This is a genomic window from Pseudomonas nitroreducens (assembly GCF_010994165.1).
Lineage (GTDB): Bacteria > Pseudomonadota > Gammaproteobacteria > Pseudomonadales > Pseudomonadaceae > Pseudomonas > Pseudomonas nitroreducens.
In genome coordinates this window covers 555,729-571,573 of record NZ_WMBX01000004.1, presented here as the reverse complement: position 1 = coordinate 571,573, position 15,845 = coordinate 555,729, and the positions used below count along the sequence as shown (strand labels likewise).

The window sequence follows — 15,845 nt, the reverse complement described above, 5'->3', positions numbered from 1 at the left end:
GGATGTCATCTCCCAAAATGGAGAAGAGAAACGATGCCTTCGAGCCGTGCCACCGTCCCTACCCCCGATGCCGCGCGCTACCTCAAGCGCCTGTGCAACCACTTCGCCCACAAGCTGCCGGTCGAACTGACCGAAGACCGGGGCGTCCTGACCTTCGATTTCGGCACCTGCCGCCTGCACGCCACCGCGCAAGCCCTGCTGATGGAAGCCGAGTCCTCTGATGCCGAAGGCCTTGAGCGCCTGCAGAACGTGGTAGTCAGCCACCTCGACCGTTTCGCCTGGAAAGAAGGCCAACTGCCGGTGAACTGGCAAGCCGCCTGAAATCACTCGGCGGAAAAGCGCAAAAACTGAAAAACCCGGCCAAGGCCGGGTTTTTTGTTGCCTGGAAAACGCCAGACGTCGCTCAGGGATTTTGACTGAACACTACCGATTGGTCACAAAATATTCGTTCTTATCCCTGAATGCTGCTGACTGACCAAGTAATACGCCTTTGCTCTATTGATCGATTTATGATCAATAAGAAAAGTCAATGCTTTGAAACATCTTGTAACCGTGTGGCCACTTTTACCCCGGGTTATCCACACGGTCGATGCGCAAAATCTGTACAGAACGGCCCTTTACCCGGAAAGCGGCCTGGTACGGCCAGCGCTCGACACTCAGTTCGCGCACGCCGGGGACTTCGCTCGGCACGCCGCTGCTGCTCAGGTCCAGGTTCGCCAGCGGGCTGACCTGCTCGACGATGTCCTGGATCGCCCTTAATGCCTTCTCCGGGCCAATCAGCACGACGTAGTGGTCATAGATGGCGTCCAGGTCGGCTGCGGCCTTGTGCGTCCACTGCAGGCTCATGCCAGCCCCCACTTGCCTTCGATGGCGGCGTGCTCCAGCAGGTGGCCGGCATCGGCGTCGGCCACGCCCTCATCGATGGCCGCCACGTGCCAGCTCTGGCGCTCCAGGTACTGCGCCAGGGCCTGGCGCAGGTGATACGGCCGGTCCCGGTGGGTGGCGCGGGCCAGTTGGTCCAGCGCCGCCACGAGGCTGTCATCGGCGCGGAACGAAACAACGGTGGTCACTTTTTGAACAGCTCCGTTTACGCTGTATACAGTGTTTACAACGATAACATACGTATACGAATCAAGCACTTGGCTTGAGCAGGTTTTTCTTCGGCAGACGCGGCCAGGGCGCGCCAGGCGCGGGACAGGCCGCCACTTTCGCGCCGGCGAAAGTTGGCTTCCGGCATTGGGGATTTGTTGGCGAGGCGGGGCGCATCAGGCTTGCCGGGCGGCCCACACAACAACAACAGGAGCCCCGCGATGCTGCTCGATTACCTGATCATGCTGGTCTACGCCCTGGGCATGCTTGCCCTGGGCTGGTACGGAATGCGCAAGGCGCGCAACCAGAACGACTTCCTCGTCGCCGGGCGCCGGCTCGGCCCGGGCCTGTACCTGGGCACCATGGCTGCCGTGGTGCTTGGCGGCGCGTCCACCATCGGTACGGTGAAGCTCGGCTATCTCTACGGGCTGTCCGGCCTGTGGCTGGTGTTCATGCTGGGCCTGGGGATCATCGTCCTCAGCCTGGTGTTCTCGCGGCAGATCGCCAGGCTCAAGGTCTACACCGTCACGCAGATCCTCGAGCAGCGCTATCAGGCGTCGTCGCGGCTGATCGGCGGCATCGTGATGGTCGCGTACGACCTGATGGTGGCGGTCACCGCGACCATCGCCATCGGCTCGGTGACCGAGGTGGTCTTCGATGTGCCGCGCATCCCGGCTATCCTCTGCGGCGGCGGCATCGTCATCTTCTATTCGGTGATCGGCGGCATGTGGTCGCTGACCCTCACCGACATCATCCAATTCGTGATCAAGACCCTCGGCATCTTCGCCGTGCTGCTGCCCATGTCGATCCACGAGGCGGGCGGCCTGTCGCGGATGCAGGAGGTGCTGCCGGCGGGCTTCTTCGACCTTGGCCACATCGGCCTCGACACCATCCTCACCTACTTCCTGCTGTACTTCTTCGGCGCGCTGATCGGCCAGGACATCTGGCAGCGTGTGTTCACCGCGCGCAGCGAGAAGGTGGTGCGCTACGCCGGCCTCGGCGCCGGTATCTACTGCATGCTCTACGGCCTGGCCTGCGCGCTGATCGGCGCGGCCGCCCACGTGTTGATCCCCAACCTGGCGGTGCCGGAGAACGCCTACGCCGAGGTTACCCGGCAGGTCCTGGAGCCGGGCGTGCGCGGGCTGGTGGTAGCGGCAGCGCTGTCGGCCATCATGTCCACCGCCTCCGGCTGCCTGCTCGCCGCCGCCACCGTGCTGCAGGAGGATGTCTATGCGCGCTTCCTGCGCCCCGGTGCGCCCAACGGCCTGCGCGAGAGTCGCCTGTTCACCCTGCTGATGGGCGTGGTGATGCTGGTCCTGGCATGCCTGGTAAACGACGTCATCGGCGCCCTGAGCATTGCCTACAACCTGCTGGTGGGCGGCCTGCTGGTGCCGATCCTCGGCGCGCTGCTGTGGCGCCGCGCATCGGCCCGCGGGGCGATCGCCAGCATCGTCGTCGGCAGCCTGGTGGTGGTCCTGTTCATGGCCATCGACGGCATCCTCGCCAATACCCCCATCGCCTACGGCCTGCTCGCCAGCCTGGTCACCTTCGTGGTGGTCAGCCTCGCCGGCAAGCCTGCCATCGGCCTGCAGCCGCAGGCCGACTGAATCCCTTTCGCAGCCAGGAGACGAACCGTGACCCACGACTTCCCCCAACCGTTGGACGCCGCCGAAATTCCCCGCTTCGCCGGCATTCCCAGTTTCATGCGCCTGCCCATCTTCGAAGACCCGGCGCAGGTGGACATCGCGCTGCTCGGCGTGCCCTGGGACGGCGGCACCACCAACCGCGCCGGCGCCCGCCACGGCCCGCGCGAGGTGCGCAACCAGTCCAGCCTGATGCGCAAGGTGCACCATGTCAGCCACATCGCCCCCTACGATCTGGTGCGCGTCGGTGACATCGGCGATGCGCCGGTGAACCCCATCGACCTGCTCGATTCGCTCAAGCGCATCGAGGGCTTCTACCGGCGCATTCACGCCGCTGGCGCCATCCCGCTGTCGGTGGGCGGCGACCACCTGGTGACGTTGCCTATCTTCCGCGCGCTGGCCGCCGAGCGGCCCGTCGGCATGGTCCACTTCGACGCCCATTCCGACACCAACGACCGTTACTTTGGCGACAACCCGTACACCCATGGCACGCCGTTCCGCCGCGCCATCGAAGAAGGGCTGCTCGATCCGAAGCGTACGGTACAGATCGGCATCCGCGGTTCGATCTACGACGCAGACGATGAAGCCTTTGCCCAGGAGTGCGGCATCCGGGTGATCCACATGGAAGAGTTCGCCGACCTCGGCGTCGAGGCGACGCTGGCGGAGGTGCGTCGCGTGGTGGGGCAGGAGCCGACCTACGTGACCTTCGACGTCGATGTGCTCGACCCGGCCTTCGCGCCCGGCACCGGCACGCCGGAGATCGGCGGCATGACCACGCTGCAGGCGCAGCACCTGATCCGCGGCCTGCAGGGCCTGAACCTGATCGGCGCGGACGTGGTGGAGGTGTCGCCACCGTTCGACCAGGGCGGGGCGACCGCGCTCGTGGGCGCGACCATGATGTTCGAGCTGCTCTGCGTGCTGGCCGATTCACTGGCCGCTCGCCGCTGAGCGTCGTGGGGGTTCACGCGGCGGCGTCCTCGGCGCTATAACGAAAGGCCTGCGCCCGCCGCCGCGAGAACTCCCATGCTGGGCAATCTTTCCGATATCGACCTGCGCCTGCTGCGCACCTTCTGCACCATTGTCGAGGCAGGCGGCTTCACCTCCGCCCAGGTGCGCCTGAATACCAGCCTGTCGCGCCTGAGCGTGCTGGTGCGGGATCTGGAGCTGCGTCTGGGCTATTCGCTCTGCCGGCGCGGCAGCAGCGGCTTCCAGCTCACCGATGAGGGCCAGGAGCTCTACGACGCGGCGCTCGGCCTGTTCACCGACATCGAGCGCTTCCGTGAGCAGGTCACCGGCCTGGGTGGGCGCAACCGCGAGATCCTTCAATTGGGTTGCGTGGATGGCGTGCTTGGCCAGCACTGCTGGCCGCTGCCGCTGGCGATCCAGCTGTTCCGCCGGGACAACCCGCGAGTGCGCCTGAACCTGCATACGCAGCGCCCGGACGAGCTGGAGAACGCGGTTCTGGAAGAGCGCCTGCAACTGGCCATTGGCGCTTTTCACCATCGCTTGTCCGGCCTGCGCTATCAGCCCCTGTTCCGCGAGGAGCAGAACCTCTACTGCGCCCGCGAACATCCATTCTTCGCCCGCCAGGACGACGAGCCGACGCTGGAGCAGATCTGCGCTGCCGAGTATGTCGGGCGCGGCTACATGGCCGAGAGCCGGCGGCCCCACGGCCTGGTGTTCAGCCGCGCGACCAACGCCTACAGCATGGAGGCCATCGCCAACCTGGTGTTCAGCGGCACCTTCATCGGCTACCTGCCGAGCCACTATGCCGGCGAGTGGGTGGCCGATGGCCGGTTGCGCGCGATCCGTCCGGCGCAGCTGGCCTACGTCTCGGAATTCCACTGCGTCACGCGTCAGGGCGCGGAGCCCGGCGAATCGCTGGCGGCCTTCCTTGATGCGCTGGAGCGTGCCCAGGCGCGGCTGGGCAGCGGCGTGGCGCCGGTGTGAACGCGCTGCGTGCCCTGCACGAGGACGGCTTCGTCCTGTTGCGCGGCCTGCTGGACGCGGCACAGGTCGCCGAGGTGCGCACGCTGATCGACGGCCTGCGGCCGCTGCACTGGGATTACGAAGGGCTGGTGGACCACTACAAGTGTGTGTTCAACCGGTCGCCGCGCTGGCTGCCGTACCTCGATCCGCCCGGGCTGATCGAGCTGGCCGAGGCGGCGCTGGGCGGTGACTGCCATGTCATCGGCCAGACCGCCTGGCGTTGCCATCCGGGGTTCATCGGTGCGGAAATGCACCAGGATTACCTGCCTGTCGCGCTGCCCGCCGTCGACGTGCCGATGTTCATCTGTACCGCGCAGATCTACCTCGACGACATCGACGAGGCGCTGTGCCCGACCTGGGTGATTCCCGGCAGCCACCGTGCCGGCCGCGCGCCGGGCCCGGACGAGTGCGCGTGGCAGGGCCGGGCCACCGAACCGGTGCTGTGCCGCGCCGGTGACTGCCTGCTGCTTCGCAGCGACCTGTGGCACGCCGGCAGCCGCAACACGAGTCAGCGCACGCGCTACCTTTTGCAGGTGCACTACGGCCGGCGCATGGTCGCGCAGAAGTTCTCGCCCTACCTGGACTGGACCTTCAACCCTGAGGTGCTCGCCGCCTGCACACCGCGGCAACGCCGGCTGCTGGGCGACCACGACGCGGCCGAGTACGACTGACTGGGAGGATCAACGATGAGTGCTGTACATGCCGGCGGCTGCCATTGCGGCCAGCTGCGCTACGAGTGCGACGCCGAGCTGAAGGACGTCGCCCACTGCCATTGCTCGATCTGCCGGCGCACCACCGGCGGCATCGTCACCACCTGGGTCACGGTGCCGTTGAAGAGCTTTCGCTGGACTCACGGCAAGCCTGCCGAATACCGCTCTTCGCCGCCGTGCGTGCGCTACTTCTGCCGCAACTGTGGTGCCCAGCTGGCCCTGTTCACCGACCAGGCGCCGGATACGCTGGATATCACCACGGCGACGCTGGAGGAGGTTGCCACTGTGGTGCCGGATCGACATATCTGGGTGAACAGCCGGCTGCCGTGGATTCATCTGGACGAGCAGCTGGAGGAGGAGTGGGAGGAGAAGCTTTAGTGCTCGGAGATGGCGTCAAGGTGAAGCCTTCGTAGGATGGGCGGAGTCTCAGGGCAACTCCAGCCCGCCCGCTGCCTTGTGCAGTTCGCGCAGGTGCGCGCCGATCTGCTTGGCGTTGGCTTCCAGCGCCGCGAGCTCGTCGCGGCGCTCCGGGGTGAGCAGGGCGCGCACTTCGCGATCGAGGTTGTCGCTGAGCTGGCGCAGGCGTTGCTGGCGCTGCTGGGTCTGCTTCTCCAGGGTCGCCGTTTCCGGCGCCTGGGGCAGGCCGTAGCCGCCGTCGAGGAGTTCGGCAGGGCGGCTGAGGAAGCCGCTGTCGTCGAGGATCTGCTGCAGCGTCTTGCCGGCGGCGGCGAGGTCGGGCTTGCTCTTCATGGCCTCCGGGTTGCTCAGGTACAAGCGCTTCAACTCGTCCTGGGCCAGCAGCAGCTGGCGGCGCAGTGACGCCTGTTCGAGCAGCAGCAGGGCGGCGCTGGAGCGCAAGTCGGCCTTGTCGAACCACGGGCGGCGCTCGACAGCGGGGAGGGCGAGCCAGTCTTCGACCTTGTCCTGTGGCACCTTCATGCGCGTCTTCAGCACATCGAACATGGCCTGGTAGCGATCGCGGAAGGAGTCGAAGCGATAGCCCAGGCGCAGCGCTTCCTTGGGGTTGTCCAGCACGCTGGCGTCGGCGATGCCCTTGTTCTCCAGCAGGCCGAGGACGCCATAGGGCGTGATGCTGTCCATGGTCTGCAGGCTCTGGCGCTGGATGCCGCTGCGCAATAGCTTGAGCGTCTCCACCGCGCAGTTGTTGGACAGGAAGTAATAGTTGCCGTCGTAGCTCCAGTGGCTCTGCGCGGAGCGCTCCACCAGGCTGTTGACCTCGTCGCGGCTGAGCCTGAGCGGGATCGAGGCGAGGCTGCGCAGCTCGACCTTGGTGTACTCCTCGATCACTTGCGACAGTGGCAACACGAACAGGCGCGAGGGGTAGGCGCCGGTCAGGCCGTCCCAGCTGGACAGCTGCAGGTCGCCGACGAAGGCGCGGTAGGACAGCACCAGGTGCTGGTCCAGGTCCAGGCGGCACGCCGGGCCGCGCGGGCGGCCCGGCGCACAGACCACCAGGCGCAGCATGGTGTGGCCCCAGCGGCTGGCAATCTCGTTGTTGGCCTCGGCGATCAGGTAGTCGACCTCGTAGACCCGTTCCGGGTCGAGATAGCCCAGCGGCTGGCGGCCGAAGTCGCGGCCGGCGTTCAGGTAGGCGTACTGGGTCGAGCACTCGTCATGCGGGCGCTCGCCGAAGCGCTCTGCGTAGTAACGATAGAGCGTCGGGCGGCGGCAGGCGAAGCTGCGGTCGAGGAGGAAGTACTCCATGTTCACCGCGACGTACTCGCGCGGGTTGGTCAGCTCGTATTTGTCCGGGCTGCGCAGCAGGAAGCGATTGTGCTGCTCGCGCTCGCCATGTTTGCCGGCGTACTGCGGCCAACCGGCAAGGTCGAGCAGGCGCGGGTCGTCCGAGAGGGTGAAGCGGCGGCCGGTCTGGCCACGGCATTCATCCGGCGCGCCAACGCGGCCGAGGCTCTTGTCGCGCATCGTGCAGCGGCGGATCACCCGGCCTTCGTCGGTTTCCCAGAGGCGGGCGCGGTCGTAGAGGTGGGTCAGCTCATGGAGCAGCGTGGCCAGCAGTTCCCGGCGCAGGGTGCCATGGGTGCGGCCGGTCTGCTCGGTGGCGGCGGTGCCGTCGGTGAGCGGGCCAAGGTAGCGGGTATTCAGGGCGATGGCGCCGGGGCGCAAGGTGCGACCCATGCCGTTGCTGGGCAGGTCGTCGCGCCACTGCACCTGGACCTTGCGATCCAGGCGTGCGACGAAACTGTCCGGCAGGGTGTGCAGGGCCTCGTCGAGCAGCTGCTGGCTGGCCTGGCGCTGCGCAGCGTTCAGGCCTTCCTCATCCAGCTCCAGGCGGAGCGCGGCGTGGCTGCTGGCGGCGACGGTGAGTGCCAGGGCCGCCAGCCAGCGGCCAGCCCGGAGTCTCACAGAGCGAGGATGGCTTCAGCCAGGTCCTGGTCGGAGGCTTCGCGCGCCTGCGGCACCTGCTCGCGCAGCACCTTGAAGGCGGCTTCGAGCTGGGCGCCACGGATCGCGCCATCGCTGCCGACATAGCTGGCGGCATCGTCGCGGGCTTCGCGGACGACCTTCATGTCGCGCACGGACGTGGTGGTGTCCGAGGTGAAATCGATGCTGCGGGCGAAGGCGTTGGTGGTGATGTTGAACACGCGGACCACCGACTGGGCCTGGGCGGTGGACGCGCAGGCGGCGAACAGCAGACCGAGGATCAGAGGGCTCTTGGACAGCGAACTGAGGCGCATGGATGTCTCCGAAAGGGCAGCGAGGGCTGCTCACAACTTATTTGGCAAGAATGGCTTCGGCCAGTTCCCGATCATTCGCCGCCAGCCCGGGGTGTTCCCGTCGCAGCCAGTGCAGGGCCGCTTCCAGGCGCGCACCGCGCAGGGCGCCGTCGGAGGCAACGAACAGCGCCGCGTCATCGCGGGCGCCGCGCAGCAGCTTGTTGTCGAAGGGCGCGCTGGTGACCTGGCTGGTGGCGTAACTGGTCCCCACCGGAAACTGGGTCGTCTGGTCGAATGCCTGGGCAGGCAGGGAACAGGCAAGCAGCGGCAGCAGGAAGAACAGGGTACGCATGGGCTCGGACGATCGGAAAAGCACGGCCGACAAGGCTAACGGAATGCGCTGTGGAGAGCCAGCGCAGAGCGCCGGGCGGAGCGCCCGGCGCGGCAGGGGGCGAGCGGTGGATCAGATGGTCAGGATGGCCTGGGCCAGCTGCTGGTCGTTGGCGGCCAGGGTCGGCAGCTTGCTGCGGATGTGGGCGAGGGCGGCTTCCAGGTGCGCACCGCGAATCTGACCCTGGCTGGCGACGAAGGTGGCGGCGTCGTCACGGGCTTCCAGGACGATCTTGTCGTCCTTGAAGGAGTTGCTGATATCCGAGGTGCCGTCGGAAGTGGCGCCAGTGGCACGTACCGACAGGTCGGTGGTGTAGACGAAACTGGTGGCGAAGGCGCCGGTGGTGCAACCGATCAGGACGGCGGCGGCAATCAGGCGAAGGCTGTTCTTCATGGAGTGGCTCCGGATAAGACCAAACAGAGGTGGCCGGGGCGGCCACTCTAACTGTGGTCAGACTAGCCAAGACTGATCGGCGTCACCAGCATTTAGCGCCAGAACGGTTTCGAGATTTCTCTCACGCGCTCGCTGGGGCTGATGCCCAGGTCGGCCAGTTGCAGGCTGCTCAGCTCGGCGAGCTGGCGGCGGGTGCGGGCGTTCTGGTGCCATTGGCGCAGCAGGTGGCGCAAGCCCGGACGCGGTGTGTCGGGTTTGGGATGAGCAGTGGATACGAAACTTTGCATGGCGGGTTCCTCCCGGTCCGTTCCTGTGGAATTAGGATGGGCTCGGTGAGGGCGCGCGGGCAGGCACAGGGAGGCGAAATTGTATTAGAGCAGTCCAGGTCTGCCGGCAACTGTATCGCTGCGAAGGACGCACGATTGTTCTGCTGCGGGCTAGCTCAGCGCTGCGCGGTAGGCGCTCATCGTCAGTTCCGCGGTTCGCTCCCAGGAGAATTCGCCTGCGCGCTTGAGTCCCGCCAGCTGCAAGGTTGCCCACAAGGCGTCGTCTTCATGAAGGCGCAGGATTGCCTCGGCCAGCTGTTCCGGCTGTGTCGGATCGATATATACCGCGGCTTCTCCGCCGACCTCCGGCATGGAGGAACAGTTGGAGGTGATCACCGGGGTGCCGCTGGCCATCGCCTCGAGAATGGGCAGGCCGAAACCCTCATACAGGGAAGGGAACAGCAGCGTGCGTGCCGAGCCCATCAGCAGATGCAATGGCTCGCGCTCCAGATAGCCGGTGCGGATCAGGTGTCCTTTGCGCTCCAGTTGCGCCAGTGAGAGTGGGATTTCTCCCCAGCCGCGAGCGCCGGCAAGCACCAGCGGGCAGTGCTCGAGGAAGGAGGAGGGCAGGTGCTGAACGGCCTGGAACACCAGTTCGAGGTTCTTGCGTGGTTCGAGGGTGCCAACGCAGAGCAGGAATTTACGATGGCGCAGGCCGAGGGGCTGCAGTGTCGGCAAGGATTGATCCGCGCTGCATGGCCGGAAATGCGCTGAGACGCCCAGGGGTGTGACACACAGGCGCTCACGGTTCAGGCCGTAGTGCTGCATGGCTTGCTGGGCAGTGGACTCGGAGACGCAGAGAATTCTGCGCGCATTGCCCAGGGCGTGGTCCAGGCTTTTTTCGATGGCGCGCAGCCGATCCGCTGGCTGTGTCTGCGGATAATGAACGTGGGTCAGGTCATGCAGGGTGAACACCATCGGGCGATCGACACGCTGCGGCCACAGCGAAGGCTCGTGGTACAGGTCGGCATTCTGCTCGTCGAGGGCGCGCCTGAGGGTGCGGCGCTCCACCCAGCGCTTGGCCTGGTAAGGCGACGGCAGCAGGCGTTTCGCCAGATCGCGCAGCAGCGAGTAGTGGCTCAGCCCCTGGGCAGGCAACTGCGGACCATGGTGCAGACCGTAGGTGAACGAGAGGTGAACGTCGGTTCGCTGCTGCAGGGCGCGGCTCAGCTCACCGACATACCGGCCGATGCCGGCTTGCGGGGCAAGCAGGATGCTGGCATTGAGCACGACCCGCGGCACGGACCTCATGCACCGACCTTCTCTACTTGCGCTCGGGCGCCCAGCCAGGTCGAGCCGACGAAGTCTTCCTTGCCCTGGTTGAGGACGTGGAAAATGAGGCTGTGATCGCGCCATTCATAATTCTTGTCCAGGTGCGAGTCGTAGGCGGAGAGGGCGATGGCCACGGAGTAGTGGCCCTTGCCCAGCGTGGCTTCGAAGGCAAAGCGGAAGCGCGCCCGCTCACCGGCCTGGAGGTCCTCCAGCGCCATGTCGAGGCGGTGCGTGTTGATGCCGTAGATGGGCTGGCCATGCTGGTCCTTGATCATGAAGCCGAGGATCAGCCGAGGAATCGCCTTCTCCACCGAGACTTCCACTTCAAGGGTCACGGCCTGGCCAATGGCGATTGCTTCCACGGCGCTGCCTTTGGTGTCGCGCAATATCACCGAGACAATTCGAGCCTCGCCCGTGCCCGATGAGGTCTGTACGCGGCCGTCGGCCAGTGTCTCCTGCCGGATCAGGGCTTCCTCGCGGTTCGCCAGTGCCGCGTTGTAGTAGTCGAATACCGTTTCGGGCTTTCCTTCCAGCGCAAGCCGCCCGGCCTCCAGCAACAGCGCGCGGTCGCAGATCGACTGAATGGCATGGCGGTCGTGGGAGACCAGCAGCAGCGTGGTGCCCGCTTTGCGGAACTGGCGTATGCGCTCGAAGCTCTTGTGCTGGAAGTAGGCGTCGCCGACCGACAGGGCTTCGTCGACGATCAGGATGTCAGGGCGCTGGGCCGTGGCGACGCTGAACGCCAGGCGCATCTGCATGCCGCTGGAGTAAGTGCGCACCGGTTGTTCGATGGCCTCGCCGATTTCGGCGAAGGCTTCGATCTCGGGCATGAGCCGGTCTATCTCGCCGATGCTCATGCCCAGTAGCTGACCGGCCATGTAGACGTTCTGCCGGCCACTGAAATCCGGGTGGAAGCCCATGCCCAGTTCCAGCAGGGCGGCGACCCGGCCCTGCATGTGGATGTTCCCTTCGCTGGGCTGGCTAGTGCCGGTGATCATCTTCAGCAGGGTGCTCTTGCCGGCGCCATTGACGCCGATTATGCCCACCGCTTCGCCGGGTTCGATGCGGAAACTCACGTCTCGAAGGACCCAGTGCAACTGATGGCGGAGCTGCCGGCCGGGAGTGATCCACTCGGCCAGTCGTGCCCACTTGCTGGGATACTGGCGGTAGGCCTTGCCCAGTTTCTCTACGACGATCGTGCCCATCAGAGTTCGTCCACCATTTCACCCGAGCGAGCGCGGAACAGCAGCAGGCCCACCCCGCAGAGCAGGATCGAAATCAGCAGCGGTGACCACAGGGAGGCCCAGTCCGGCCAGCGCTGGTACACCAGCACCGTCTGGAACGCCCCCACCAGCGGTGTCATCGGGTTGATTTCCACCAGCGGCCGGATGTAGGAGGGCAGGATCGCGATCGGGTAGACGATAGGGGTCAGCCAGAACCAGAACTGCACCACGATGCCAAACAGCTGGCCGACATCGCGGAAGAACACGTTCAGCACCCCCAGCAGCATGCCCAGGCCTGCCGCGAAGGCGAGCATGATCGCCAGCAGGGGTAGCAGAGCGAGCAGCGCGGGTCCGGGGAAAGCCCCGGCTGCGCTGATGATCAGCAGGAACAGGACGAAGGTGATGGCGAAGTTGACCAGCGCGGTACCGATGACCACGGTTGGCAGGCAGATCCGCGGGAAGCTCAGCTTCTTGATCAGATTGGCGTTGTCGAGAAACATCGACTGGCTGCGCCCGGTGATCTCGGTGAACAGGCCCCATACCAGGAAACCGGCGCACAGGTAGAAGCCGTAGGCCAGGTGATTGTCCACGCCTGGCAGGCGCGAGCGCATCAGCTGCGAGAACACCAGCGTGTAGACCAGGATCATCGCCAGCGGGTTGAGCACGGTCCACAGCGCCCCCAGCAGGGAGTTGCGGTAGCGCGCCTGGAACTCGCGGCGGATGCTGCTGATGACGAAGCCTCGAAAGGCCCAGAGACTGCCTAGCATCTGAATCCCCGAAGTGTGGAAATAGCGGGTGTGCGGATTGGATCGAGGCGAGCTGATCTCGCGTACTCACTTTCGCCTGATCAGGGCGTACTGGCTGTCGCCAACGTCCCTGATGTCGCTGCTGCTCACCTGATACTGATTGGCAAACCAATCGACTTTCTCTGGGCGGATGTAGCTGAACTGTCCCCAGTGGAGTACGGCCAGTCCATTGGAGTCGAGGGCGGAGAGGAAAGAATCCTTGCTGAATTTGCGCACGGGAATACCGAAGGACTGTTGGCCTGGGTTGGCGGCATAGTCGTCGAACTCCTGGCGTGTCTGGTGTTTGGGGCTGCTCTGGAAGGTGAACAGCTCCTTGCAATTCTGAGTCGTTGAGACGAGAGCGACGCCGTCAGGAGATAGCAGTTCGCGAATGTCCTGGAGAATTTCATCGCAAATGCCGGTAGAGACGTGCTGTAGCACCATGGAGTTCAGAATCAGGTCGAATCGAGCAGCAGGTTGAGTTTTCCGCAACTCTCTGCTGGTGATGTTGAAGATCTCGATGTTGCCCCTGCCCCGATATCGCTTCTTGCAGTCAGAAAAACGATCCTGGTCCGGCTCTAGTCCGATTATCGCGTTGCGCTCGGTGTCCAGCAGTTCGATCATCCGTCCCAGGCCACAGCCGATTTCCAACCATGGGGTTGTCGGCTTCAACTGAGCGACCAGCTTGACGTACGTCAGAAACTCTTCCTCTGGGTCGCCCGAGCCATCACCGATTCGACTTGTGAAGTTCTTCTGCCACAAGCTGATGGCGTCATCGTTGGCGTTGTACTTGTAATTATTCTGTGTCGTCATTGTCCGATCGCTTGTTCACATAGAAAGAAGGGGCTACGCCTGCTCTGTCGGTTTGCGCGCCACGATGATGCGGGATTTCGGTAGGAAGCTATCAAGCTCTTGCTTGATGGGGACTGCATCCGGCAGCTGCAGGAACTTCAGCCAGGTATCGGCCCAACTATTCAATACCGGCGGATAGGGCGGCGTGATCTTGTCGAGCGTTGCACCGTCGTAAGGTTCCCCGCTTGCCTTTTGGCAAACCCAGAAGAAGCACATCCAGATGACCCAGTAGAAGCCAGTCGTCTGCCGGCCCTCGACGACCAGGCCTGCCTCCACAACTAATTGTTCCAATTCGGAACTGGTGAAGATTCGGACATGGTTCGGCTCTTCGAAGTGCGCAGGATCGGCGAATTTCTTCTGCAGCAGTTCTCCTTTCGCATCCGGCACACTGATGAGGTAGAGGGCGCCTGGTCGCCCCACCCGAACTAGTTCTTTCATCACGCCAGCGGGATCTTGTACGTGTTCGAGCATCTCCATGGCGATAACCTTGCTGGCCAAGCCATCCTCGAGCGGCAGCGGTGCGCAGTCGCTGACTATGCCGATGCAACTGCCGCTGCCGACCTGCGATAGCCGCTCCTCGGCTTCAGCGACCTTTTCCGCATCGAGATCTAGGAAGTGCACGGTTGCGCCCTGCCGTGCGCAGAACAGGCTGGCACCGCCCGTCCCGCAACCGACATCAATCACTACATCATCAGGGGCGATGGCGAATCCGGGGACCAGTTCCCCCGTCTCCGAATTGAACCAGCCGCTTAGGTTTGCATCGTGGAGGCCGGTCAGGCGAGAAAGGTCAGGAAGCTCGACCATTTCCTGGCGGGGAGCGGCGGGGACCATGCTTTGGCGGAGTCCGAGGAACTCACCGAGGTTCTGCGTTGCGCTGGCATGGGATGCATGCAGGAACAGGCGGGCGATCGAATTGTTCGCCATTTCTATATAGCGCTGCGGTTGCTCCGTCGCGACCTTGTAGCTGGACAGGAATGCATCGCGCAGCGAGGCCCAGTCGACTCGATGCTTATGGGCGCGGAAGATGATGCGCGGGTCATGTGGCCAACAGGACGGCTCTTCGCTGGAGTTGACCAGGAAGGCAACCTGTTCGTCGATGTAATCAATCATCGCAGTGTGCCGCGGAGCAATAGCGGGTTTTCCGCAGGACATGAATTCCATCAGAGGCAGGCATTGCCCTTCGCCTACCGAGCTGTTTACGGTGTAGGTCGAAGTGGCGATCAACTGCTCGTAGGAGTCGTCCTCGAGGTAGCCATGGATGCCTACGACTCGACATTTGAACGAAGGGACGCGACGCAAGGCATCGCTGAGCATCGAGAAGGCCCAATCGCTGTTCAGGTAGGTGAATTTGAAAACCAGGGTTGCCTCGGGCACCTCGGCAAATGCCTCACAGAAGGCTGTCACCATGTCACCCCAGTTCTTGCGGCCATCGCAGGGGTTCAGCACTGTGGTGTAAATGACGCCATCCAGTGTGATCGATTGCACTTGCGGCGCCTGGGCGTCTAAACGGGCCTGGGCCCGTTGCTGGCGGCGCCAGTTGGCCTGACGCAGAAACTGCGAGAGCAGATTGGCCACGCGCCCAGGAAGCAGATCGCGAACAGCATCGCGATACCATTCGATGGCATGGCGCTTGGTTGCCCCGAGGCGATAGCGCATGGACTTTCGAAAAACTGGTAGCTCTGTATCCGGGCTGGCTGGCGCAGCCAGGGACAGTTGGGCGCTATCGAGAATGCTCCCCCGCACGCTCAGGGTCACCGGATTGCGGATGGCGGTCGGTGGGTACTTTACTCGCAGCTTTTCAAAGCGATCCCAGAGTGGGGATGGAAGCGAAATGACCGGGAAGTCGTCACCCATTGCCTTGCGAATGGTCGCGACGGTGTGCTCCGAGTGGGTGATCGCCTTACCCAAGCGAGCTAGTACATGGGTCCAATCGTTGTTGGGATCGTTATCCCAAGCCTCGTCCGGCAGCGTGTCGAACTCCCAGGCGAACACCGGAATGGTGGGGCAGCGCAGGGTGGTCAGAGTCTTGTTGGGGGGAGAGAAGGAGAGAAAGACGCAATCCTCGCCGCTGGCGAGGCAGCTGTCGTAGATCGCGTCGACCTCTGTCTCCGGCGATTTGACGACCTGCACCCGGCCGAGCTTCTCGAGCATCGGGCGGAATTCCTTCAGGACGAAATAGTAGCTGTATTCGGGAAGGCCAAGGCTGCTCTCGATACTGCTGGAGTCGGTCGCAGAGTAGATCAGGAAAAGCATCTAAGACGGTCCTGCTTATTATTTGTTATTAGGCACTTACCGAAGGGTATTCGGTATTCCATCTGAATGACTGGTCGGTCACTGTGCCGGCCCGAGCTATTTCTCCATCTTCCGCTAGAAAATAGCTTTTTTCTGAGATAGTTTTTACCTGATCCAAACGCACCGCCGCAAAGAAAATTTGCAGAGGACGGCACATAACAATATTCGTGGACACGGATCTGCG

The 15,845-nt window shown here is 64.0% G+C and carries 18 protein-coding genes; 6 read left to right on the top strand and 12 right to left on the bottom strand.

Translation table 11 applies throughout. The annotated features are described in order from the left end of the window. The first annotated feature begins 33 nt into the window (after window positions 1-33). Window positions 34-321, top strand: a complete 288-nt coding sequence (locus GJV37_RS20265) for a DUF2218 domain-containing protein (protein ID WP_193452880.1) — start codon at window positions 34-36, stop codon at window positions 319-321. Window positions 322-564: 243 nt separating this feature from the next. On the opposite strand, the gene GJV37_RS20260 is transcribed toward GJV37_RS20265, so the two are convergent. Further along, the gene (locus GJV37_RS20260) at window positions 565-846 is read right to left on the bottom strand and encodes a type II toxin-antitoxin system RelE/ParE family toxin (protein ID WP_024763697.1); all 282 of its coding nucleotides are present in this window, start codon (window positions 844-846) and stop codon (window positions 565-567) included. Next, a complete protein-coding gene (locus tag GJV37_RS20255; RefSeq protein WP_024763698.1) occupies window positions 843-1,070 on the bottom strand; it encodes a CopG family ribbon-helix-helix protein in 228 nt (75 codons plus the stop codon). The genes GJV37_RS20260 and GJV37_RS20255 overlap by 4 nt, the downstream gene beginning before the upstream one ends. A gap of 240 nt (window positions 1,071-1,310) precedes the next feature. Here GJV37_RS20255 and GJV37_RS20250 point away from each other — a divergent pair, with 240 nt between their 5' ends. From GJV37_RS20250 to GJV37_RS20230, 5 genes are all read left to right on the top strand, one after another. After that, the gene (locus GJV37_RS20250; protein ID WP_038803461.1) at window positions 1,311-2,696 is read left to right on the top strand and encodes a sodium:solute symporter family protein; all 1,386 of its coding nucleotides are present in this window, start codon (window positions 1,311-1,313) and stop codon (window positions 2,694-2,696) included. 27 nt (window positions 2,697-2,723) lie between these two features. After that, window positions 2,724-3,680: an agmatinase gene (speB, locus tag GJV37_RS20245; protein WP_024763699.1), complete on the top strand. Its 957-nt coding sequence runs from the start codon at window positions 2,724-2,726 to the stop codon at window positions 3,678-3,680. 75 nt (window positions 3,681-3,755) lie between these two features. Next, a complete protein-coding gene (locus GJV37_RS20240) occupies window positions 3,756-4,682 on the top strand; it encodes a LysR family transcriptional regulator (protein ID WP_037011732.1) in 927 nt (308 codons plus the stop codon). Further along, a complete protein-coding gene (locus GJV37_RS20235; RefSeq protein WP_084358451.1) occupies window positions 4,679-5,392 on the top strand; it encodes a phytanoyl-CoA dioxygenase family protein in 714 nt (237 codons plus the stop codon). Before GJV37_RS20240 ends, GJV37_RS20235 begins: the two co-directional genes overlap by 4 nt. 15 nt (window positions 5,393-5,407) lie before the next feature. Then, window positions 5,408-5,809 carry a GFA family protein gene (locus tag GJV37_RS20230; protein WP_024763702.1) on the top strand — a complete coding sequence of 134 codons (402 nt, stop codon included), beginning with the start codon at window positions 5,408-5,410 and terminating at the stop codon, window positions 5,807-5,809. Between the two features lie 48 nt (window positions 5,810-5,857). Here the strand turns inward: GJV37_RS20230 and GJV37_RS20225 are convergent, their stop codons facing one another. From GJV37_RS20225 to GJV37_RS29460, 10 genes are all read right to left on the bottom strand, one after another. Then, window positions 5,858-7,816, bottom strand: coding sequence for a DUF7844 domain-containing protein (locus tag GJV37_RS20225; RefSeq protein ID WP_065327711.1), 1,959 nt, complete (start codon window positions 7,814-7,816; stop codon window positions 5,858-5,860). Next, complete coding sequence (locus GJV37_RS20220) at window positions 7,813-8,148, bottom strand: DUF2388 domain-containing protein (protein ID WP_024763704.1); 336 nt, start codon at window positions 8,146-8,148, stop codon at window positions 7,813-7,815. Before GJV37_RS20220 ends, GJV37_RS20225 begins: the two co-directional genes overlap by 4 nt. 37 nt (window positions 8,149-8,185) lie before the next feature. After that, window positions 8,186-8,479, bottom strand: coding sequence for a DUF2388 domain-containing protein (locus tag GJV37_RS20215; protein ID WP_024763705.1), 294 nt, complete (start codon window positions 8,477-8,479; stop codon window positions 8,186-8,188). A gap of 111 nt (window positions 8,480-8,590) precedes the next feature. Continuing rightward, window positions 8,591-8,911, bottom strand: a complete 321-nt coding sequence (locus tag GJV37_RS20210; RefSeq protein WP_170858119.1) for a DUF2388 domain-containing protein — start codon at window positions 8,909-8,911, stop codon at window positions 8,591-8,593. Between the two features lie 92 nt (window positions 8,912-9,003). Beyond that, window positions 9,004-9,198 carry a DUF1127 domain-containing protein gene (locus GJV37_RS20205; RefSeq protein WP_024763707.1) on the bottom strand — a complete coding sequence of 65 codons (195 nt, stop codon included), beginning with the start codon at window positions 9,196-9,198 and terminating at the stop codon, window positions 9,004-9,006. A gap of 150 nt (window positions 9,199-9,348) precedes the next feature. After that, window positions 9,349-10,488, bottom strand: a complete 1,140-nt coding sequence (locus tag GJV37_RS20200; RefSeq protein ID WP_169889486.1) for a glycosyltransferase family 4 protein — start codon at window positions 10,486-10,488, stop codon at window positions 9,349-9,351. Then, window positions 10,485-11,714, bottom strand: coding sequence for an ABC transporter ATP-binding protein (locus GJV37_RS20195; RefSeq protein ID WP_169889488.1), 1,230 nt, complete (start codon window positions 11,712-11,714; stop codon window positions 10,485-10,487). The genes GJV37_RS20200 and GJV37_RS20195 overlap by 4 nt, the downstream gene beginning before the upstream one ends. Then, window positions 11,714-12,499, bottom strand: coding sequence for an ABC transporter permease (locus tag GJV37_RS20190; protein ID WP_037006843.1), 786 nt, complete (start codon window positions 12,497-12,499; stop codon window positions 11,714-11,716). Before GJV37_RS20190 ends, GJV37_RS20195 begins: the two co-directional genes overlap by 1 nt. 66 nt (window positions 12,500-12,565) lie before the next feature. Then, window positions 12,566-13,330, bottom strand: coding sequence for a class I SAM-dependent methyltransferase (locus GJV37_RS20185; RefSeq protein ID WP_193452879.1), 765 nt, complete (start codon window positions 13,328-13,330; stop codon window positions 12,566-12,568). 33 nt (window positions 13,331-13,363) lie between these two features. After that, window positions 13,364-15,622 (bottom strand): methyltransferase domain-containing protein, encoded by a 2,259-nt coding sequence (locus GJV37_RS29460; RefSeq protein ID WP_052239098.1) that lies wholly within the window; start codon window positions 15,620-15,622, stop codon window positions 13,364-13,366. Between the last annotated feature and the right edge of the window lie 223 nt (window positions 15,623-15,845).